14 protein-coding genes are annotated in these 21,892 nt (G+C 63.4%); 9 read left to right on the top strand and 5 right to left on the bottom strand.

Annotation, left to right across the window (positions count from 1 at the left end; translation table 11 throughout):
- The 5 genes from CLV45_RS12110 to CLV45_RS12090 all read right to left on the bottom strand — a co-directional run bounded on the left by CLV45_RS12110 (nt 1) and on the right by CLV45_RS12090 (nt 8,601).
- The gene (locus tag CLV45_RS12110; protein ID WP_100336610.1) at nt 1–1,602 is read right to left on the bottom strand and encodes a RagB/SusD family nutrient uptake outer membrane protein; all 1,602 of its coding nucleotides are present in this window, start codon (nt 1,600–1,602) and stop codon (nt 1–3) included.
- Nucleotides 1,603–1,771: 169 nt separating this feature from the next.
- Nucleotides 1,772–5,071: a SusC/RagA family TonB-linked outer membrane protein gene (locus CLV45_RS12105; protein ID WP_157807441.1), complete on the bottom strand. Its 3,300-nt coding sequence runs from the start codon at nt 5,069–5,071 to the stop codon at nt 1,772–1,774.
- 85 nt (nt 5,072–5,156) lie between these two features.
- Entirely contained in the window at nt 5,157–6,113 is a 957-nt protein-coding gene (locus CLV45_RS12100) for a FecR family protein (RefSeq protein WP_157807440.1), read from the bottom strand.
- 77 nt (nt 6,114–6,190) lie between these two features.
- Complete coding sequence (gene pafA / locus CLV45_RS12095; protein WP_100336607.1) at nt 6,191–7,849, bottom strand: alkaline phosphatase PafA; 1,659 nt, start codon at nt 7,847–7,849, stop codon at nt 6,191–6,193.
- Nucleotides 7,850–8,052: 203 nt separating this feature from the next.
- On the bottom strand, nt 8,053–8,601 hold the full coding sequence (locus CLV45_RS12090) for an RNA polymerase sigma factor (protein ID WP_157807439.1): 549 nt from the start codon (nt 8,599–8,601) through the stop codon (nt 8,053–8,055).
- A gap of 985 nt (nt 8,602–9,586) precedes the next feature.
- On the opposite strand from CLV45_RS12090, the gene CLV45_RS12085 reads away from it, so the two are divergent.
- The 9 genes from CLV45_RS12085 to CLV45_RS12040 all read left to right on the top strand — a co-directional run bounded on the left by CLV45_RS12085 (nt 9,587) and on the right by CLV45_RS12040 (nt 21,613).
- Nucleotides 9,587–10,867 carry a PcfJ domain-containing protein gene (locus CLV45_RS12085; protein ID WP_100336605.1) on the top strand — a complete coding sequence of 427 codons (1,281 nt, stop codon included), beginning with the start codon at nt 9,587–9,589 and terminating at the stop codon, nt 10,865–10,867.
- Between the two features lie 89 nt (nt 10,868–10,956).
- A complete protein-coding gene (locus CLV45_RS12080) occupies nt 10,957–12,483 on the top strand; it encodes a TROVE domain-containing protein (RefSeq protein WP_100336604.1) in 1,527 nt (508 codons plus the stop codon).
- Between the two features lie 132 nt (nt 12,484–12,615).
- A complete protein-coding gene (locus CLV45_RS12075) occupies nt 12,616–13,449 on the top strand; it encodes a TIGR02452 family protein (protein WP_100336603.1) in 834 nt (277 codons plus the stop codon).
- A 1,353-nt stretch (nt 13,450–14,802) separates the two neighbouring features.
- Entirely contained in the window at nt 14,803–16,203 is a 1,401-nt protein-coding gene (locus CLV45_RS12070; protein ID WP_100336602.1) for an RtcB family protein, read from the top strand.
- 388 nt (nt 16,204–16,591) lie between these two features.
- The gene (locus CLV45_RS12060) at nt 16,592–17,146 is read left to right on the top strand and encodes a prolyl hydroxylase family protein (protein WP_157807438.1); all 555 of its coding nucleotides are present in this window, start codon (nt 16,592–16,594) and stop codon (nt 17,144–17,146) included.
- A gap of 82 nt (nt 17,147–17,228) precedes the next feature.
- Entirely contained in the window at nt 17,229–17,558 is a 330-nt protein-coding gene (locus CLV45_RS12055; RefSeq protein ID WP_100336600.1) for a metalloregulator ArsR/SmtB family transcription factor, read from the top strand.
- A gap of 1 nt (nt 17,559) precedes the next feature.
- Nucleotides 17,560–18,033, top strand: a complete 474-nt coding sequence (locus tag CLV45_RS12050) for an SRPBCC family protein (RefSeq protein ID WP_100336599.1) — start codon at nt 17,560–17,562, stop codon at nt 18,031–18,033.
- A gap of 12 nt (nt 18,034–18,045) precedes the next feature.
- Nucleotides 18,046–18,666, top strand: coding sequence for a YdeI/OmpD-associated family protein (locus CLV45_RS12045; RefSeq protein ID WP_100336598.1), 621 nt, complete (start codon nt 18,046–18,048; stop codon nt 18,664–18,666).
- A gap of 154 nt (nt 18,667–18,820) precedes the next feature.
- Nucleotides 18,821–21,613 carry a substrate-binding domain-containing protein gene (locus CLV45_RS12040; RefSeq protein WP_100336597.1) on the top strand — a complete coding sequence of 931 codons (2,793 nt, stop codon included), beginning with the start codon at nt 18,821–18,823 and terminating at the stop codon, nt 21,611–21,613.
- Nucleotides 21,614–21,892: the final 279 nt, after the last annotated feature.

Below are 21,892 nucleotides of genomic sequence, written 5' to 3'. Positions count from 1 at the left end.
TTAGTAGTTGGGGTTCTGCTTGAGGCGGACGTTGAGCGTCAGCTCGGTGGTGGGGATGGGGAAGATGCGGCGGTAGGTTTCGGCGTTGGTTTTCAGACCCTGGCCCCACACGGCTTCCCACTTGCCGAAGCGGATCAAGTCGGTGCGGCGCCAGCCTTCCCAGGCCATTTCGCGGCTGCGCTCCTCGAAGAGGCTGGTCAAATCCACGGTCGTCAGGGCCGGCACCTGGGCCCGGCTGCGGACCTGGTTCACGAGGTCTTTGGCCGTGGCGCCGTCGGGGTCCTGGCCGCCGCGGAGCAGGGCTTCGGCCTTCATCAGCAGCACGTCGGCGTAGCGCAGCAGCACCAAATCGTTGCCCTGGTCGCGGGAAGTGGACGACTTGTCGGGGTAGTACTTGATGTTGCGCGTGCCCTGGGCCTTGCCCAGCTCGTCGTTGCCCACGTCGAACTTGGCCGCGTCGCGGAAGGTGAGCTGGTTGCTGAGCTCCAGGTGGTAGTTGATTTTGTCGTTGCCGTCGGCCCCGGTGTAGCGCGAGTCCAGGCCCTTCTTGGTGGTGGCAATGAGCACGGGCGTGCGGCCGTCGGCCAGGTACTGCTTGCCCGAGAGCCACTGCTGGTTGCGGGTGTCGGTGGGCTCCTTATACAAGGCAAAGAACTCGGGCCAGGTCAGGCTGGCGTTGCTGGGGGTGAAGAGCAAGCCGAACTTGTTCTTCATTTCCTGGTGCAGGGCAAAGCGCGACATCATGTTGCCCTGGGCCAGGTTGGCGTCGAAGGGCACGGCGAAGATGATTTCGTTGACCTGGGGCCCGTTTTCCACCGCAAACACGTCCAGGTAATTGGCCGCCAGACTGTACTTCTTGCCCTTGATAAGGGCGTTGCAGGCCGCAATGGCCTCGGTGTACCGCGCCTGCCCGGTGTAGACTTCGGCATTCAAATACAGCTTGGCCAGCAAGGCCTGGGCCGTGCCCTGGGTGGGCCGCCCGTAGGTCTGGGCCGACACCTCGGCCGACAGGTTGGGCAGGGCCTCCTTCAGTTCCCGCTCGATGTAGTCGAACACCTGCTGGCGACTGGCGTTGGTCGGCTGCTCGGTGGAGCCAAACTCGGGCACCAGCGGGATGTTGCCGTAGAGGTCCATCATCATGTAGTAGTACAGGGCCCGCATGGTGCGCAGCTCGGCCGTAAACTGGGTTTTAAAGGCCCCGTCGGCGGTATTCTGAAACAAGGCCAGGGTGCGGTTGCAGGTGCTGATGCCGCTGAAGCCCCATTCCCAGGCCACGCGCACGAATTCGTTCTGGGGGTTCCAGGTGTGCAAACTCAGCTGCTGGTAGCGGGCCCCGTCGTAGTAGTTGCCGTTGCGGGCCACAATCACGGCCTCGTCGGTGCTGAGCTCCTGCAGGTTCCAGTAGGCTTTGGCTACTTCCCCGCGCATCTGGCTATACACCGGCCCGGAGGCGGCAATGAACTGCTCGGGCGTGGTCAGGAAGTTGCTGGGCGTGTATTCCGATTCGATGGGCGCGTCCAGGTCGGTGCAGCCGGCGGCGGTGAGCAGCGCGGTCAGGGCCGTGGCCAGGGTCAGGAAGCGGGCAGTATGGTTGGTCGGCATGGAGAGGTTTGTAGAAAATCTAGGTAGGTTGTCATGCTGAGCGAAGGCGCAGCCGTAGCCGAAGCATCTCTACCGCTTCGTTGGGCAGGCGTTAAGAAGTAGCACTGCGGTAGAGATGCTTCGACAGGCTCAGCATGACGGTCTTTATGTGTGCGAATCCTGTCCGGCTCTAAAAGTCCAGGTTCACGCCCAGCACGTAGGAGCGGGTCTTGGGGTAGAAGTTGTTGTTGTCGAGGCCGGGGGTGAGGCCGCCCAGGTTCATTTCCGGGTCGATGCCGCGGTACTTGGTAATGGTCAGCAGGTTCTGGCTGCTCACGTAAACCCGGGCCCGCTTCACGTACTCGCTCTGCAGGGGCAGATTATAGCCCAGCGTCACGTTGTCGAGGCGCAGGTAGGCGCCGTTTTCGAGGTAACGGTTGGAGTAGTAGTTGGCCCGGTTGTCGGCGTAGGGCTCATCCAGGGAAAAGGCCGGCAAGTTGTTGGCCGTCGACTGGGCCGGGATGTTGAGGTTGGCCAGCGTGGCGTTCAGGATCTTGTTGCCCTGTACTCCGCGCAGGAAGAAGTTCAGATCCAGATTCTTCCAGCTCACCGTGTTGCTCAAACCATACAGCAGCTTGGGCTGGGCATTGCCCTGGTAGCGGTAGTCGGCCAGGGCCGGGGAGCCGGTGGTGGTGCCGTCGGCCTTGTAGAAGAGGGAGAGGCCGTTTTCGTCGCGCCCGGCGTATTCGGGCAGGAAAAACTGCCCAATCGGGTAGCCCGTTTTCACCACCTGGGTCGAAATGCCGCTCTGGCCCGAGCCGCCGGGGTAGGCCGTGTACACCTGGTCGAGGCGGAATTGCTCGTTGGCCAGCTTCTCCACCTTGTTCACGTTGTGGGCCAGCGTGCCGGTCAGGCTCCACTGGAAGCTGCGGGTTTGCACCGGCGTGGCGTTGAGCGTCAGCTCCAGACCTTTGTTGCTGATTTCCCCCACGTTGGCGTAGAGTGTGTTGACGAAGTACTGGGTCGTCGACACCGGGTAGTTCCAGATCAGGTCCGAGGTGCGCTTGTCGTAGTACTCCACCGTGCCGCTGAGGCGGTTGTTGAACAGGCCGAAGTCCAGGCCCAGGTTCAGCATGGCCGTCGATTCCCACTTCAGGTCGGGGTTGGGATTTTGGGTTGGCCCGATGGCCTTGATGAAGGAGCCGTTGTAGTAGAAGGTGCCCACGCTGCTGTAGCGCTGGGTGGCAATCAGCGGGTCGAAGCCCAGGGAGTTGCCGGTCACGCCGTAGCCCACGCGCAGTTTGAGCTCGGTGAGCTTGGGGTTGCCCGAGAGGAAGTTTTCCCCGGCCAGGTTCCAGGCCAAGGAAGCCGCCGGAAACGTGCCCCAGCGGTTATTCACGCCGAAAGCTGAGGACCCGTCGCGCCGCACCGACACTTGCAGAAAGTAGCGGTCTAGCAAGCCGTAACTGAGGCGGGCGTAGCCCGAAATCAGGCGCAGCGTGCTGATGCCCAGGCTGTAGCCGGCAATGGCCGCGTCGTAGGTGGGCGTCACGCCGCCGGGGTTGCCCAGGCTCAGGTTGTTGTAGCCCAGCTGGTCCGACACGAAGCCGCGGGTATCGGTCTGGAACCCGTCGCCGTTTTTGTCTTCCTGCCAGGAGTAGCCCACCAGCACCTTCAAATCGTGGGTTTCGGTGTTGAGCGGGTTGTAGGTCAGGTAGTTTTCCAGGATTTTGCGGGTGTTGTCCACGCTGTAGCGCCGGGCCAGGCCCTTGGCGGCCAGGCCCGTCACGTTGTTGCTGTTCGGCACCGGCGACTCCCGGCCCTGGTAGGCCCCGCCCTTCACCGTCTCGTTCTGCATCGAGAGGCTGAGCGTGTTCGTCAGGTTGGGCAGAATGGTGAGCTGGGCGCTGGCGTTGCCCAGCAACGTGTTGATTTTGCGCTCCTCCTGGTTTTGCTCCAGCAGGGCCACCGGGTTGTAGTACTGGGTGCGGGTCAGGTTTTCCTTGTAGCTGCCGTCGGGGTTTTGAATGTTGGTGGTGGGCAAATGCGTGAACATGTTGCGGTACACCAAGTCTGAAATCAGGTGCTGCTTGAGCAGGGAGTTGGTCAGCGTAAAACGCAGCTGGAGCTTGTCCTGGAGGGTTTTCTGGTCGAGGTTGATTTTGCCGATGAGCCGCTCACTGTCGGAAGTGTTCATCACGCCCTCCCGCTTGAAGTAGTTGACGCTGGCGTTGAAGGCCGACTTCTCCGAGCCCCCGCCGTAGCTGACGGTGTGGTTGTGGCTGATGCCGGTGCGCATCACCTCCTTTTGCCAGTCGGTGCTGGTGCCCTCGTCGTTGTCGGCCGGACTCAAACTCTTGCTGTTCTTCTCCAAATAGCGGCGCAGCTCGTCCCCGCTGAGCATGTCAATCGTGTTGGAAACCTGCTCCACGCCCACGTAACCGCTGTAACTCACGGCCGCGTTGGGCTTCTGCCGGCGGGTCGTAATGATAATAACCCCGTTGGCGGCCCGGGCCCCGTAGATGGCCGTAGCCGAGGCGTCCTTGAGCACGTCGATGCTCACGATGTCGTCGGGGGCCACCAGGTTGATGCTGGCCGCCGGCACCCCGTCGATGACGTAAAACGGCTCCTGGGCCGGGCCCGTGCGCAACGACGAAGCCCCGCGCAGCACCACCGAGGCCGTGGCGTTTGGGTCGCCGCTGCGGGTGATGTTCAGGCCGGCCACTTTGCCCTGCAGAATCTGGTCGGGGGTGGCTACCACACCGCGGTTGAACTCGCGCGGATTCACGGTGGTAATCGAGCTGGTCACCTCGCCCTTCTTGGCCGAGCCGTAGCCGATGACCACCACGTCATTCAGTACTTTGGTATCCACGGCCAGGGCCACGTCGAGGCTGGCCCGGTCGCCAAGGGCTACTTCCTGGGCCAGGTAGCCCACGAAGGAAAAGACCAGCGTGGTGGCGTCCCCGGGCACTTCCAGGGTGAAAAAGCCCTCGGCGTTGGTCACCGCGCCCACGGTGGTGCCTTTCACCAGCACCGTTACGCCGGGCAGGGCCGTGCCGCTGCCAGCATCAGTCACTTTGCCTTTAATTTCCCGGGCGGCCCGGCGGCTGGGCGCGGGGGCTGGAGTAGCAGCAGGGACGCTGGGCTGCAGAATAATCACGCCCTGCTTTTCCTCGAAGTTCAGGGGCTGGCCCCGCAGTAGCTGGCGCAGAATCTCGCTGACCGGGGTGCTGCGAAACTCGGTGGCTTCCACTTTGGCCTGCTGTAGGTCGGTGGCCTCATACACGATGTTGACGCCAGCCTCGCGCTGCAGGCGCTGCAGGGCGGTGCTCAGCGGGCCCGCTTGCACGGCGAAGTAGGCTACCTCGCGGCTGGCTTTCTGGGCCTGACTGAGGTGGGGTATACTGATGGAAGTCAGTAGCACGGTGCTGGCCAGCAATAGGTTGCGGCCGCGGGGGCGGGCGGCGTGTAGGGAGTGAAGGTGCATCATACGGGGGTAAGGTTCGGGCAAGGCGCGGCCCGGCAGGCCGGGAGCCTGTTTCAAAAAAGGAGGAAGGAAGAAGCCGAAGGCGGCGTTAGTGGATCTGGTAGGTAGTGGCCGTGCGCTTGGTAATATGCAAGTGGTGGCGCTGCAGCAGGGCGTTGAGCACGTCCGTCAGCTGGTCGGCCGACAGGCTCGGGTCCAGGCTGCCGGTCAGGGCCACGGTGGGGGCGTCGCGGCCTAGTTCGAAATGAATCGGGTAGGTATTCTCCAGCAAGAGCAGGATTTCGGGCAGGGAGGCCTGCTCAAAAGTCAGCAGCCGGCTGGTGGGCAAAAGGTCGGAATACTCGTTCTGGGTAATTGCAAGCTGCTGGGTAATGGTATTATAGAGAAGCTGGTCGTGGGGGCGGAGCACGCCCAGGATGCGCTGCTGCTGGGCCACCTGCACCCGGCCGGTGCGGACCAGCACGGTCGTGGTGGGCAGGGCGGCGTAGGCTTTCACCAGGAAGGAAGTGCCCAGAACCCTTACCGCCACCTTGCCCGTGTGCACCACAAAAGGATGCTTGGGGTCCTTGGTAACTTCGAAGAAGGCCTCGCCCCGCAACTGTACGGCGCGCACCTTCCCAAACGTAGCGGCGCAGGTCAGCTCCGAGCGGGGTCGGAGCCAGACGTGGCTGCTGTCGGGCAGCACCACTTCCCGATGCTCGCCCACGCCGGTGGCGTAGTGCAGCGGTTGGGGAGTCTGCAGCCGGGGCCAGAGCACCGCCGCGGCTACCAGCAACGGCAGCAGCACGGCGGCCACCCGCAGCCCCGGCCACAGCGGCAGCACCCGCGCCGAGGGCTGGGTGCGGGCCCGGATTTCCTCCAGAATCCGGGCCCGCCGCTCCGCCTCCCGCTCCCGCGTGATGAGCTCGTCATCGTCGGGGGTAGCCGCGGCCAGTTCGTCCAGCCACTGCTCCCGCCGCTGCTGCCGCGGCGAGGTAAGGCGGCTGCGGAGGTAGCGTTGCAGGCGGGCGGGCAAGTGGTAGAAGGGGGAATTGCGGGGCTTCATAACAGAGTTGCACAAACCGGGCGGAGTAACCATCCCCGGGGCCCGATGTAATGAAAGCGTAATATGAACGGGCCGAACTACTTGCGCCGCTTCTTCGAACTCGCTCCCGGGCTAAGCACTTCCACGATGGGCTGCCCAGTGCAGGCGCTGGGCAGCTTGCTTTCGACCAGCATGGCGGCCGTAGGGGCAATGTCGGTAATGGCGTGGTACTCGTAGCTAATGCCCGGGCTGATGCCGGCCCCAAACCAGAGCAGGGGCACGTGGCTGTCGTAGAGGTAGGCCGAGCCGTGGGTGGCGCCCACGCCCAGTTCCCAGGTCCAGCCGGGCTCCAGCTCGAAGCGTACGTCGCCGAAGCGCTGGTAGTAGAGGCCGTTCTGGAGCTTGGTTTCCAGGAAAGCCCCCGTGCTGCTGGTCAGCAGCTGGGCGGTGGTATTCACCTGGGCAATGCCGGGCTGGCCGCGCAGGAAGTCGGCCAGCAGATTTTGCACCCGGGCCAGCTCCAGCTTGCGGCTGGCAATGAGGGACCGGTTGAGGTAGTACATATTGTTGCGCTCCGTCTCCAGCCACGCCCCGGGCCCGAGCTGCTGCACGAGGAAGTCGGCCGCGCCCTTGTTGAGCGTGGCGTGGTTCTGGGCCCCGCTGGGCGCCTGGTGCTGGGCCAGGTACTTGGGTACTTCGCTGGCCCCGTGGTCGGCAGTCAGGAAGACGGTGTAGTTGCCCTTGCCCACGGTTTTGTCCAGGGCCTGCAGCAGGCGGGCAATTTCCAGGTCCAGGCGCAGGTACACGTCATTTTCTTCCTTCGACAGCGGTCCGAAAGTGTGGCCTACCGGGTCGGGGCTGGAGTAGCTGAGGGCCAGCAAGTCGGGCACCTCGTCGCGGCCCAGGTCGGTGCCAGCCAGGGCGGCCAGGGCCAGGTCGGTGAGCAGGTTGTTGCCGAAGGGCGAGATGTTGACCGCCTCGTAAGCCGGCGGGTTCAGCGGGGCCAGCTTGCTAAGCTCGTAGGGAAAGGTTGCGGCGGTTTTGCCCTTGAAAATCCGCTCAAACGCGTTGGAATCGGCCACGCTGTTCCGATACGCCTCAGGCCCGCGCAGCGGGGTCCAGGTTTGCTGGCGGTAGTAGTCGGCCTTTTTCTGGGCGTTGAAGTCGGCCACCCACTTCGGCAGCGTGGGCATGTAGTAGGTGCTCGAAATAAAGTCGCCGGTGTTGCTGTCGAACCAGAAAGCCCCGTCGGCCATGTGCCCGGCCGGCAACGCCGAGGCCCGGTCTTTCAGCGACAAAGCCAGCACCTTGCTGCGCCCGTTCGTCACCATCTTCATTTCGTCGCCCAGCGTGGTGCTCACCTGGTTGCGGGCCGACACGCCCATGCCCTTCGCCGTGCCCACGAGCTGCACCGTCGAATCGTCGGTGCAGTACACGTCGCGGCGCAGGCGCCGGTCGTACCAGGAGTTGCCCACCACGCCGTGGTAGCGGGGCGTGGTGCCGGTATACACCGAAGAGTGGCCCGGGCCCGTCACCGTCGGTACGTAGTTGTAGTGCGTGTTGCGGCACTGAAACCCCTCGCGCAGCAGCCGCTTGAAGCCGTCGTTGCCCATCTGGTCGTAGAAGCGGGGCAGGTAGTCGGCCCGCATCTGGTCGACCATAATGCCGACCAGCAGTTTAGGTTTGGCGGTGCCCTGGGCGTACGAAGAACTGGCGCTGCTCAAAAGCAGCGCGGAAAGCAGAATTTTTCGAATCATGGGGGAAAGGCGGCCCCGGCGCCGCCGGGGCAAAAGAAGAGGGGAGGACTAGGCCCCAGACTGCGGAGTACAGTCCGGGTGGAGAAGAAAAGCCCCCGGGCCGGGAGCTTGCCGGCCGGGCGGCCATCCGCAGCAGTAGTTGCAGAGGCCGGCCCTTCTAACTATGCTTCCTGGTTGATTTAACCCAGCCGTAACACGGGCGCTTAGCTCAGCAGCTTGGTCAGGAAGGGGGAGAGCTTGTGCAGGGCGCTGCTGAGCTGGTTGCGCACGGTCTGCTCGGAGGTGGCAAACCGCTCGGCTATTTCCTTGACCGAGAAATCATCGACCATGCCCAGCAAAAACACCTCTTTCTCCTTGGGCGGCAGCCCCTGGGCCTGGTGCTGAATGGCCTGCAGCGTATCCTGGCTGACCAGGCGCCGAAACGTCAGCTCGGCTCCTGGTTCCTGCGCGGCCCCAATGACCTTGTGGTGCCGGGCCCGGATGTCGGCGTCGCGGAAGCGGGTCAGGATTTTCTTGCGCAGGGCCCCCAGCAGGTAGCCCGCTGCGTTGGTGCGCACCCGGAGCTGGCCGCGGTTGGCCCACAGGTCACAAAACAGCTCCTGGGTGAGGTCTTCCGCGTCGGGGGCGTCGCGCAGCACCTTGTGGGCGTAGCGGTACAAATCCCGCCACTGGGCCTCAAACAGGAGCTCGAAGGCCTGGTAGTCGTCGTTGCGGATCCGCTCGAGCAGCTCGAGTAAGTTGTCAGTAGCCACGGCGCGTTGTTTGCGCCAAATGTAGACGGCACCGGCGGGGAAGTAAGGGCGTTGCGGCAGAGGTTATAGAATCTTCATCTACCGATAATACAGCCGTAACGCAGCGCCGGCCCTACCCTCCAGCCCCGGCGGTAAACCCGGACTGGCGTAGTGCCGTAGAGGGCTGCTAAATTCGCCCAGCAAAAGGCTGCGCATTTTAAAAGGGATTTTGCTCGGTTATTTACGGGAGCTAAAAAGGAATTGCGCAATAATAAAACCGGGGTTTCGGCTGCGTATTGTGAAGGCCAGAAAACCGTTGATTTATTCTAAATAGAAAAATATTTAAATTATTTTTCGAACTAATTTGGTGGATACAAAAAGTCCCTTCATATTTGCATCACTCAACCACAGAAAAACAACCAAAACCATGCTACGCCACTTTAACTACACCAGCAAGCAAGACGGGATGAAGCCAGAGGCTTCGGCCGCGGTTCGGTATAGCTAAGTAGCAGCAGGTTTTTCCTGATACTTTCGCCACCCGAACCCCAGAAGGTTCGGGTGGTTTGTTTTTCACCCCCTTTCCATTCTTCGGCCATGCACTTCGCGCAGAACTGCTTCTACTCCCAACCCCAGCCCAAACGGACATCGCGCCGGGACTGGAAGGATTGCGGCCGGGATTTTTCGTTGAACATTTCTCGTAGGTAAATACTACGTGACTGATTCGTGAAAAAGGCCCGGCTTCTCCCCAGAAACCGGGCCTTTTTCATACTATGTATTCGCCGAAAACTAATTTACGGCGACGTGGAATAGGTATGCCTTTTTGGTAAAGAATTAAATTAAATATCAGGTTGAATTTGCGGTAAACGTGAATTCATTTTCCTCACCCCTTAAAGCAAAGCATCATGTACGAAAGCGTCAGAATTCTGCTCAGTGTGCCCGCCTTCGGGCCCAATCCTCAGTCTGATTTTTCAATCGGTAACCACCCTCGCGCAGGGAATTCACCCCGATGTCCAACCGAAATAAAGCCGTATCCCGCCAAACCCGGGACGCCGAGCAAGCCCTAGTAGCCCTGGCCCGGCACGCCGACCGCCGCAAGTGGTCCGCCGGGCAGCAAATTGACTTTCTCTTTTCCTGCGCCACCATCCAGGAGCTGCACGCCCAGGTCCCCGCCGACTCGCCACTGGCCCTGCGCTACCAGCACTGGGTGATGAACCGCAACCACACCCAGCGGCTCCGCACCCGCCAGGCCCTGCTGGAACTGGCGGCCAAGCGTAGCGGCCTACTGGAGCGCCCCGAACTGGTGCCGATTCTGGGCGTACTCACGGCGCACTTGCTGTGCCGCAAGCGCGCCGTGGCCGACTGGCAGCCCCGCACCCGCAACGTGTACCGGCAGCTGGAAAGCCTGGTGCGCCACCTCTACGACGACTACGGCGACGTGCCCGGCTGGGTGCTCGAAGCCTGGGCCACCGGCGAGCTGCACTGCGCCGGCGTCAACCTGGCCGAGCTGACCATTCACCTGGGCTGCGGCCGGTCGTTGCGCAGCTTCCCGGGCTTGCCCCAGCCCCTGACCAAGAAGCTGGAGCACGCAATGCGGCAGGCCCCGGCCGGCTGCACCTACATCGAAGCCCTGCGCTACGGGCAGCTGGCCTGCCGCGGGGCCCTGGAGTGGATTGGCCCGGTGCTCCAAACCGAGTGGAGCCGCACCGTGGGGCCCGACGACGACTTCTGGCTCGGCGTGGTCGACTTTTTTGCCGCCGCGCCCATGGTCGACCCGCAGCAGTTTGGGCCGGTGTGCGACTGGATTCAGCAGAAGCGCACCGTGGGCATCAATGGCGAGCCGCCCCAGCCGGGTTTTTCGCTCAAGGGCCGCACCATGGAAAGTGTGCTGGCCCGCACCGAGCAGTGGCACCGGGGCCTGGCTCACATGCGGCGCCACGCCGGCGAGCTGCTTTCCACTACCTGGAACCCGCTGCCCGTGAACGACTTCACGAGCGGCGACGACCAGCGCATCCGCATCACCCAGCTCCGCACCTACGAGGAGCTCGTCGACGAGGGCCGGGCCCTGCGGCACTGCGTGGCTTCCTACCTGTACTCCTGCCAGCAGGGGCGCTGCGGCATCTTCGGCTTCAAGCTGGACGGGGCCCGCACCCTCACGCTTGAAGTACTCCGCAACCGCACCATCGTGCAGGTGCGGGGCCGTTACAACCGGGTGATGACCGAGGCGGAGCGGTTCTGGCTGACCCGCTGGGCCACCGAAGCCCAGCTGAGTTTGTCCAAGCACATCTGAGAATTCTGAATGATACATTCTGAATTCTGAATAGCACCGACTTTTTCCAATTCATAATTCACCCTTCAGAATTCAAAATTCCCCGAGATATGCGCTTCAATCTACCCTTCCGCAAAGCCACTAACACCGTCCTGAACCACGCCGGCGCGGTAGCGTACACCCTCACGCCCCAGCTGGAGCTCTACGCCGCCGTTGCCACGGCCGCCCTGAGCGACCAGTTCTACGAAAAGGCCGACACTCGTTTGCAGCGCCTGCGCGAGTTGGTGGCCCGCAACGACCCCGAGTTTGTGGCCCGCCTGGCCGTGTACGCCCGGGAGCAGCTCTACCTGCGCACCGTGCCCTTGGTGTTGACCGTGGAGCTGGCCCGCCAGCATAGCGGCAGCAGCCTGGTGAGCCGCCTGGTAGCCCGGGTGGTGCAGCGCGCCGACGAAATAACGGAGCTGCTGGCCTACTACGCCCAAGCCAACGAGCGGGCCGGGGTAAAAACCCTCAACCGCCTCTCCAAGCAGGTGCAGAAAGGTCTGGCCCTGAGCTTCAACCGGTTCGACGGCTACCAGCTGGCCAAGTACGACCGGGCCGGGCAGGTACGCCTGCGCGACGCCCTGTTCCTGGTGCACCCCACGGCCCGGGACGCCGAGCAGCAAGCCTTGTTCGACCAGCTCGTGCAAGGCACCCTGCCCACGCCCTACACCTGGGAAACCGAGCTGTCGGCGTTGGGTCAGCAGGCCTTTGCTTCGGCGGAGGAGCGCACGGCGGCTTTTCGCACCGCCTGGGAAACCCTGATTACCAGCGGCAAGCTGGGCTACATGGCCTTGCTGCGCAACCTGCGCAACATCCTCGAAGCCGACGTGTCGGCCGGGGCGGTGGAGCGGGTGTGTGCCACGCTCAGCAATGAGCAGGCCGTGAGTCGCGCCAAGCAGCTGCCCTTCCGCTTCCTGGCCGCCTACCGCGAGGTACTGGTGGTGCAGTCGGGCTACGTACCACTGGTGCTGGAAGCCCTGGAAACGGCCATTGCGCACAGCACGGCCAACCTGCGCGGCTTCGATACCAGCACCCGCGTGGTGGTAGCCTGCGACGTGTCGGGCTCGATGCAGCAGCCCGTGTCCCCGCGCAGCAAAGTGCTGTTCTACGACGTGGGCCTGGTGCTCGGCATGCTCTTGCAGGGCCGTTGCGGCCACGTAGTCACCGGCATGTTCGGCGACTCGTGGAAGCGCATCAGCCTGCCCCGGGGCCGGACTTTGCAAAACGTGCAGGAGTTCTACCGCCGCGAAGGCGAAGTAGGCTACAGCACCAACGGCCACCTGGTAATCAAGGACCTGTTGCAGCGCCGGGAGGTGGTAGATAAAGTGATGCTCTTCACCGACTGCCAGCTCTGGAACAGCACCGGCGACGGCGGCAGCCTGGCCCAGGCCTGGCTGGACTACCGCCGCACCGTGGCGCCCCAGGCCCGGCTTTACCTCTTCGACTTGGCCGGCCACGGCGCGGCCCCGCTCGAAGTGCGCGAAGGCCACGGCGTAGCGCTCATTGCCGGCTGGTCGGATAAAGTATTCGACGTGCTGCAGGCCCTGGAAAACGGGGGCTCGGCCGTAACTGAAATTGACAAAATAGACCTGTAGGAGGGAAGCCGGCTAATCGTCAGACCTCCCAACTCACTTCACCCTCTGCGACCCTTAAAGCGGTACGGAGCGGCGGCAATCCGGCCGCTGCTCCCCGCCTTCAAGGAAGTTCGATTAATTCCTGCCCCGTTTATGAACCGTGAACATCGTCAACAACTGGCCCGCCTCACCCTCGAAGCCCTCGACACCGGCCGCTACCACACCAGTAGCGGGACCGAAGTCAGCATCGAGGCCTGGCAACACGCTGCCGTCTCTGGCAGCCTGCTCTACCGGCCGGCGGACGCCGAAGCGGTGGGGCAGGAACCCGGACTCAGCAGCAATACTCCGGCCGAAGTGCGGGTCTACCAGGCTACTACCCTCGAAGCTGCCACCCGGCTGAGCCGGGAATTCAACCGCGTCGGGGTGCTCAACTTCGCCTCGGCCCGCAACCCCGGCGGGGGCTTTCTGGGCGGCAGTCAGGCCCAGGAAGAAAGCCTGGCCCGCTCCTCGGGCCTGTACCCGTGCCAGCTGCAGTTTCCGGAGATGTACCAGCACAACGCCCACCTCAATGGCCTCTACAGCGACTACGCCATCTACTCGCCCGGCGTGCCGGTGCTGCTCGACGATGCCGGCCATTGGCTCCCGGAGCCCTACCGCGTCGACATCATCACCTCCCCGGCCGTGAATGCCGGGGCCCTGCGGCGCAATTCCCCCGAGCTGCTGCCCGAGCTGGAACCCACCATGCGCCGGCGCATCCGGCAGGTGTTGGGCCTGGCCCTGCGCCACGGCTGCGAGGCTCTGGTACTGGGGGCGTGGGGCTGTGGCGTCTTCGGCAACGACCCGGCGCAAGTTGCCCGGCTGTTTGCCGAAGTATTGCTGGAACCGAGCTGGCGCAATAGTTTCCGGCGTATCGACTTTGCCATCTTCGACCCTAAGCCCCCGCACGAAGTGCTCCGGGCCTTCGAAGCGGAGCTGGCTGGCCGGTAAGGCACTCGCTGAACAATGTAGAGACGCAACCTTGCGTCTCAGCGTTGAACGACAATCGTCAGGGTGGCGCGGCCGACGAGACGCAAGTATGCGTCTCTACAGTACCTCTTCACGCTTAAAACCAACCTTGTCGGGGGCCTAAACGCCCGGCCAAACGGGCCGGGCCCGCCTCCGACTACTCGATGACCAACTCTTGGGCCAGGTGCCGTCGCCGGGCGATACTTCGCTTGGTGAAGCCGGCTGTCTTCGGACGGCTCGGCCTGGGTTCGACTCCCGCTGCGCTGTTTTCACGAGCAGCGCCGACAACGTCTGGCGCCCGTAGCCCTGGCCCGGGGCTTGGTTTATCGAGTACAATATCCCGCCGGGTGTCGTCGGGAAGCATTTCTTCGGGTCGCGGGTTCGAGTCCCGCCTGTCGGTGCCGGGTTTTCCCGGCGGCGGCAGTAGCTCAGCTTGGTAGAGCAGAATGGCTTCGGCCGTGCTTCCCCTTTATTACCCCGGTTGGTCTGTTCTTACCCATTCTTTTTTTCGGGTGCCGTAGGGGCGCAATCCTTCGTCGTTACCTGGTGCCCGCAAGGGCGTGCGGGTTCGACTCCCGCCTGCTTGCCGCGCGGTGAGCAGTGGCGAAACGTAGACGCGCCAGTAGTTAGGGCGCCCCGTTTGTTGCCCCGAAATCAGAATGGAATAGGCTCTCGTTGGGTGCCGTAGCCTAGCCTTACTTCGCACTGTTAATGCCCGGGTCGGGGGTTCGAATCCTCCTCGTCGTTCTGCGGAGCGGCGGTAGCTCAGCTGGTTAGAGCAGGATAACGGGCTGGGCACCCAGTTGCCCCAACGAGTTTTGTATAGGGTTGATTGTTGGTTGTTGATTGTTGTTGGGACCACACGCCAGAACGGACAACAACCAACAATCAACCAACATCCCGCAGTGGTGCCGTAGGGCAGCCTTACTTCGCTAGGGGCACTGGGGTCGAAGGTTCAAGTCCTTCCTGCCGCCAGGCAGTAGCTCAGTTGGTTAGAGCACAGTTTTAGGGGCTGCCCGCCCCGTTGCCCACTGCAGGAGCCGGGCCGGAAACGGTGTCGTCGGGTAGTATTCCTTCGTTTGAAAATACGCTCCCGGACTACCCACCTTGTTACCCGTTTCCGTCGCCTGGCAGCTCTTTTCCGCCGGCTCACGTCTGCTCGCACCTTGCGTCCGCGCCGCCCGGCTCCCCTCTCCCGGAGGGGAGGGGTCGGGGGTGGGGTCCTGCGGATCAGCTTTTCTACACGCGGCCCGGCGGCGGCACCGAATTGTGGGTGCCGCCGCCTTACTGCCGGCCGTTTTTCCTTCAACTTCACGTCTGCGGACACTCTTTTTTATGGCCCAACAACTACGCGGCAACGACCTTCGGCAGCTTGGCTTCCCCGAAGGCCGCGCCATCGGGCTTGCGCTGGCCCAATTGCAGCGCAAGCACCTCAAGAAAATTTCCCTCACCGACCAGCTGGCCCTGCTCCAGCACATCCTGGCCGCGCCCCACGACTTTGCCACCCACCTCGACTGGAGCCACGTGGCCGCCGCATTAGTGCCGCCCCCGTCCCGCCACATCGAGCTGGTGGCCCGCAAGCCCTACGCCCTGTATGGCGCTGAGCACATCGAGCCCGGCGCCCTGCACCAGATGGACACGGCCATGAAGCTGCCCGTCACCGTGGCCGGGGCCCTCATGCCCGATGCCCACCACGGCTACGGCCTGCCCATCGGCGGCGTGCTGGCCACCGACAACGCGGTGATTCCCTACGCGGTGGGCGTTGATATCGGGTGCCGCATGGCGCTGTCGGTGTTTGCCCTGCCGCCCAAGTTTATCAGCCAGCGGGTGCAGGAGCTGCAAAAGCTGCTGCTCGACCACACCCGCTTCGGCAACCGTACCGGCTTCGACCGGGGCAAGAAACTCGGCCACGAGGTGCTCGACAGCGACACGTTCCGGGCCGTGCCCTTCCTGCGCAACAAGCAGGCCACCGCCGCCGAGCAAATCGGCACCTCGGGCTCGGGCAACCACTTCGTCGAGTTCGGCGTGGTCGACATCACCGACCCCTCCAACGACATGAACCTGCCCGTGGGCCAGTACGTGGGACTATTGTCGCACTCCGGCTCCCGCGGCCTGGGTGCCAGCGTCGCCAACCACTACACCAAGCTGGCCATGGAAAACTGCCAGCTGCCCAACGAGGCCAAGCACCTGGCCTGGCTGGGCCTCGATGGCGAATTGGGCCAGGAGTACTGGGCGGCCATGACCCTGGCCGGCGACTTTGCCTCGGCCTGCCACCACCAGATTCACCACCGCTTGGCCAAAGCCCTGGGCGAGCGGCCCCTGGCCAACGTGGAAAACCACCACAACTTCGCCTGGAAAGAGCGGCTGGCCGATGGGCGCGAGGTAATCGTGCACCGCAAGGGCGCTACCCCGGCCGGCCAGGGCGTGCTGGGCATCATCCCCGGCTCGATGACCGCCCCCGGCTTTATCGTGCGCGGCCGGGGCGTGGCCGAGTCCCTGGCCTCGGCTTCCCACGGCGCGGGCCGGCTCATGTCGCGCACCCGGGCCAAGCAGGAGCTCGGCGAAGCCCAGGTGCGCCAGTACCTGAAAGACCACGACGTGGTGCTGCAGGGTGGGGGAGTAGACGAAGCCCCGATGGCCTACAAGGACATCCACGCCGTGATGCAAAGCCAGCAGGAGCTGGTGGACGTGCTGGGCTCGTTCACGCCCAAAATCGTGCGCATGGACGGCGCGTAAGACCGTAAGTAAGAAAAAGAGGCCCCGGGCGGGGCCTCTTTTTCTTACTTAAAAGGCAAAGCCTGGCCCCAACCGTCCAAAGCCTGGCCCCAACCGTCCAAAGCCTAGCCCCAACCATCCAAAGCCTGGTCTCAAGTCTCCAAAGCCCGGTCCCGACTGTCCAAAGCCCGGCCTCAATCGTCCAAAGCCCGGTCCCGACTGTCCAAAGCTTAGCCTCAACTGTCCAAAGCCTGGCTCCGACTGTCCAAACACTTGCTTCAGTGCTCCAAAGCCTGGCCGCAGTCGTCCAAAGCCTGGCCGCAGTTTCTCAACCCCCGGATTCACTCTTTCTGGGGCCTAATTCAGCGGTAATGGCTCTTTTTCTACCTCTTAATTCCATTCTATTTCCGTGAAATACACCGCCCTCACCAACTCCATCTTCCTGATTGAAGACTTTCTTACCCGCCAGGAATGCCTGGAATACATTGCCCTGAGCGAAACCCTGGGCTACGAGCTGGCGGCCGTCAATACCGCCGCCGGGGCCCGTGTCAAACCCCACATCCGCAACAACAGCCGCGCCTTTTACCAGAGTGAAGACCTGGCCACCCGGCTCTGGGACCAAGTCCGGCCCTTCGTGCCCGCCCAGCTGGGCCCTGGCCACGCCTGCGGCCTCAACGAGCTGTTCCGGTTCTACCGCTACCAGCGCGGCCACCAGTTCCGCGGCCACTTCGACGGCAGCTACCAGCGCTCCGCCACCGAGGCCAGCTGCTTCACCTTTATGGTGTACCTCAACGACAACTTCCAGGGCGGCGACACCACCTTTCGCGACCTGCGGGTGCAGCCCCGGCAGGGCATGGCCCTCGTATTTTTGCACAGCCTCTACCACGCCGGCAGCGAAGTAACCCAGGGCGTCAAATACGTCCTCCGCTCCGATATTATGTACCGCTGGCCGGCGGGTAGCTAAGCTGGCCGGCGGCAAAAAGAAACGTGCAGAAGCTTGCGTAGTCACATAGCTACGCGTATACTTGTAGTCACATAGCTACACGATGAATCTACGCCGCGACGCCTTCCAGGCCATTGCCGACCCCACCCGCCGGGCCATTCTGCTGCTGCTGGCCTCCCAGTCGCTCACGGCCGGGGCCATTGCCGCCAGCTTCGACTCGGCCCGGCCCACCGTGTCCAAGCACCTGCAAATCCTGACCGAGTGCGAGCTGCTGACCCAGGAGCAGAAGGGCCGGGAAATGTACTACCACCTCAACCCGGTCGGCATCAAAGCCATAGCCGACTTCGTTGAGCCCTTCCGCCAGATGTGGGATGAGCGGTTCAACCAGCTGGAAGCCCTGCTCAAAGCGCGCCACCCCCAAAACCCCGCATAAGATGGAGCCCAAAACCCGAGTCAAGGCCGAAGATGGGCAGCAGGATTTGCTCATCACCCGCACCTTCGAGTTGCCGCTGCCCCTGCTCTTCACGGCCTACACCGACCCCGCCATCATCGAGCAGTGGATGGGCACCAAGGTGCTCAAGCTGGACAACCACAAGCACGGCGGCTGGCAGTTCGAAACCACCAATGCCCAGGGCCAGGTGGTGTTCCGGGCCGGGGGCGTCATCCACGAGTTTGTTCCCGACCAGAAAATCACCCGCACCTTCGAAATCGAGAATGCGCCCTTCGGCCCCCAGCTGGAATTCCTGGAGTTCGAAAGCCTTCCGAACGGGGCCGGCCAGTTGCGCATGCACATCGTCTACCGCTCGGTGGCCCAGCGCAACCAGCAGCTGCAATTGCCCTTTGCCAAGGGCCTCAACCTGGCCCACAACCGCCTGCAGGATATCGTCGGCCAGCTGCTCACCCGCTAACCCCTCCCCACAATGGCTCCCTCCGTTGACTTGTATTTTGCCGATGGCTGCGGCCGTTGCGCCCTGGTTGCTACCCCCGCCTGCAGCGTCCGAAAATGGCAGCCGGCCCTGCATGCCCTGCGCGCCCTGGCGCTTGGGAGCGGCCTCACGGAAGAGCTGAAGTGGGGCGTGCCCTGCTACACGCTCGGCACCAAGAACGTCGTGCTCATCCACGCCTTCAAGGACTACTGCGCCCTCAACTTCTTCAACGGCGCCCTGCTCAGCGACCCAAACAGCCTGCTCGTGCAGCAAACCCCGAACGTGCAGGCCGCCCGCCAGATCCGGTTTACCGACGCCCAGGAAATACTCCGGCTGGAGTCCGTGCTGCACACCTATATCCGGGAGGCAATTGCCGTTGAGGAGGCCGGCCTGAAAGTGGCGCGTAAGCCAACCTCCGACTTCCCCCTGCCCGAAGAGCTGCACGATGCCCTGGCCGCTAATGCCGCGCTGAAAGCCGCGTTCCACACCCTGACGCCCGGCCGGCAGCGCGGCTACCTGCTGTTTTTTGCCGCCCCCAAGCAAGCCAAAACCCGGGCGGCGAGAATTGAAAAGTACACCCCGCACATTCTCAGCGGCAAGGGACTGCATGACTAAGCCCCCCCGAACCATACTCACCCGTACTCCTGCTTGCGCCAGGGCGGGCTACCGTTTGAGGCTCCTCCAAACCGCGTATCTTAGAGCTGCCGCCTAGCCCGCCGAGCCGGAAAGCTCCGCGGGCTTTTTAGTTTTGCGCTGCCAACCCCGCCCCATGCCCCACCCCGCCCCGCCTGCTTCCTCGCCCCGCCCGCCCGCTTTGCTGCGGTATGGGACGCTACTGCTGGGCCTGGTGCTGGCGGTGCTTACCGGTTGCACCCCCCAGGCCCCGCCGCCAACGTACCGCATCGGCTTTTCGCAGTGCACCAACGGCGACGCCTGGCGGCAGGCCATGCTGGCGGGCATGAAAAAGGAGCTCAGCTTCTACCCCGAAGTCAGCTTCACCATCAAGGACGCCCGCTACAACAGCGCCCTGCAGGAGCAGCAGATCAAGGAGCTGCTCCGCGAGGGTATCGACCTGCTGATTGTATCGGCCAACGAGGCCGAGCCCGTCACGCCCATCGTGGAGGAAGTGTACAACCGCGGCATTCCGGTCGTGATTCTGGACCGCCGCACCACTTCCAAGCTCTACACCGCCTACGTGGGCGGCAACAACGTGGAAGTGGGCCACACGGCCGGCAACTACGTGGCCTCCCTGCTCAAGCAGCGCGGGCAGGTGCTGGAAGTGCTGGGCGCCCCCGGCTCGTCGCCGGCCGTCGACCGGCACCGAGGCTTCGTGCAGGCCCTGGCCGCCTACCCCGGGATGCAGCTCGTGGCCCAGGTCAACAGCAACTGGGAGCGGCCCTCGGTGCTGGAGCGCCTGCCGGCCGTGCTCCAAGCCCACCCCGAAGTCGACCTGATTTTTGCCCACAACGACCGGGTGGCGCTGGGCGCGTACCAGGTGTGCAAGCAGCTGGGCCGCCAGAATCAGGTCAAAATCGTGGGCGTGGATGGCCTGCCCGGTATGCGGGGCGGGATTCAGCTGGTCCAGGATGGCATTCTTACCGCCACGCTGCTCTACTCGCCCGGCGGGGAGGATGCCATCCGCACGGCCCTGAAGATTCTGCGCCAGCAGCCCTACGACAAGGAAAACATCCTCGGCACCATGGTCATCGACTCGACCAACGCGCTGACCATGAAGCTGCAAACCGAGAAGCTGGGCAGCCAGCAGCAGGACATTCAGCGCCAGCAGCAACTCCTGCAGCAGCAGCGCGACACCTACGCCAGCCAGCAAACCGTGCTCTACGTGCTGGCCGCGGCCCTGCTCGGGGCCGCCGTGCTGGGGGCCGTGGCCTTCCGGGCCTTCCGCGTGAATCGCCGCATCAATGAGCAGCTGGAAGGTCAGAACGAGGAAATCCGCCAGCAGCGCAACCAGATTCAGGACTTTGCCGAGCGGGCCAAAGTCGAAACCGAGGCCAAGCTGCGCTTCTTCACCAACTTCAGCCACGAGCTGCGCACTCCGCTGACGCTGATCCTGGGTCCGGTGGAGGAAATGCTGACCAGTGCCCCCGACCTGCCCGCACCCCACCGCCACGACCTGAGCCTGGTGCGCCGCAACGCCCAGCGCCTGCTGCAGCTGGTGAACCAGCTCATGGACTTCCGCAAAATCGACGTGGGCAAAATGCCGGTGCGGGCCACCGAGGGCAACCTGGTCGGCTTCGTGCGCGAAATCATGGACGTGTTCGAGAAGCCCGCCCGGCAGCGCGGCATCAGCCTGCGCTTCCTGCCCGCCGAGCCCGTGGTCCGCCTCTGGTTCGACGTCAACATCCTCGACAAGGTCTTTTTCAACCTGCTCTCCAATGCCCTCAAGTTTACCCCCGAGCGGGGCCAGATCAGCGTCAGTATCCAGCCCGTGCCCGCCGATAACGTCGTGCGCATCAGCGTGGAAGACTCCGGCCGGGGCATCTCGGAACAGGACCGGGCCCACATCTTCGAGTGGTTTTACCAGGGCAACCAGTCGGCCGCCAAAGGCTCCGGCATGGGCCTGGCCCTGGCCCTGGGCCTGACCCGCCTGCACCTGGGCCAGCTCACCTTTACCAGCCAGCCCGGGCAGGGCAGCACCTTCGTCGTGACCCTGCCCCTGGAGCTGCCCGCCGAGCTGAAGTCGACCGAAGCGGCCTTGCCCGTGCCCGCGCTGGCCATCGACGAAGGGCTGAGCGCGCCCCCGACGGAAGAGGCCCCGCTGGCGGCCGGGGCCCACCGCGAAGCCCTGGTGCTGGTCATCGAGGACAACGCCGACGTCAACGCCTTTGTAACCCAGAAGCTGCAGCCCCACTTCCAGGTCGACACCGCCCCCGACGGGGAAAACGGGCTGCGCCTGGCCGCCGAAACCATTCCCGACCTGATTGTGTGCGACGTGATGCTGCCCGGCATCAGTGGCCTCGACGTGGTGGCCCAGCTCAAGGGCGACTGGCGCACCAGCCACATTCCCATCGTGCTGCTCACGGCCCGCAACGCCCCCGAGCAGCAGGTGGAAGGCGTGCAGGCCGGCGCCGATCTGTACCTGATCAAGCCCTTCAACCCCACGTTTCTGCTCGAAAGCCTGCGCACCCTGTTGGCCAACCGGGACCGGCAGCGGGAGCATTTCCGCCGTGAGCTGAGCACCGACACCGTTACGGTGGCCCCCCAGCGCGTCGACCAGAAATTCCTGGCCGACCTCACCGCCATTGTCGAAGCCAACGTGTCGCGCTCCGACCTCTCGGTGGAAGACGTGGCCCGCAGTCTGGGTATTTCCCGGGTACAGCTCTACCGCAAAGTCAAGGCCGTGCTCGGCACCGGCGTCACCGACTTCATCCAGGGCGTGCGCCTGACCAAGGCCCGGCAGCTGCTGCTCACCGACGACCTGACCATTGCCGAGGTAGCCTACCAGCTGGGCTTTTCCTCGCCCTCGTATTTCTCCACCAGCTTCAAGGCCCGCTACCAGGTTTCGCCCTCGGAGTTCCGCGCCCTGCACACCACCGCCGGCTAGAAGGGAAGCCCACATTGTTTTAAAAGCTACTGCTAGTTCCCCTCCTTTGCTGAGAAGGGGTTAGGGGTGGTTGATGACCGTCAGAACAATTTTTAGAACTACATCTAAAAGTCGTTCAAGCAAAAGTCAACTACCCCTAACCTCTCCTCAGCTAAGGAGGGGAACTAGCTTTTTAGTTTTTAGACCCGCAGCTACCTGAAGGCCGCTCCAAAGCATGTATCAATTTTTGAAAACAGGTATCAATTCTGATAGTTGGGCTTTTGATGGCGGAGTTTGTTT

The organism is Hymenobacter chitinivorans DSM 11115 (assembly GCF_002797555.1).
Classification (GTDB): domain Bacteria; phylum Bacteroidota; class Bacteroidia; order Cytophagales; family Hymenobacteraceae; genus Hymenobacter; species Hymenobacter chitinivorans.
This window is presented reverse-complemented; position numbering and strand designations above follow the sequence as displayed.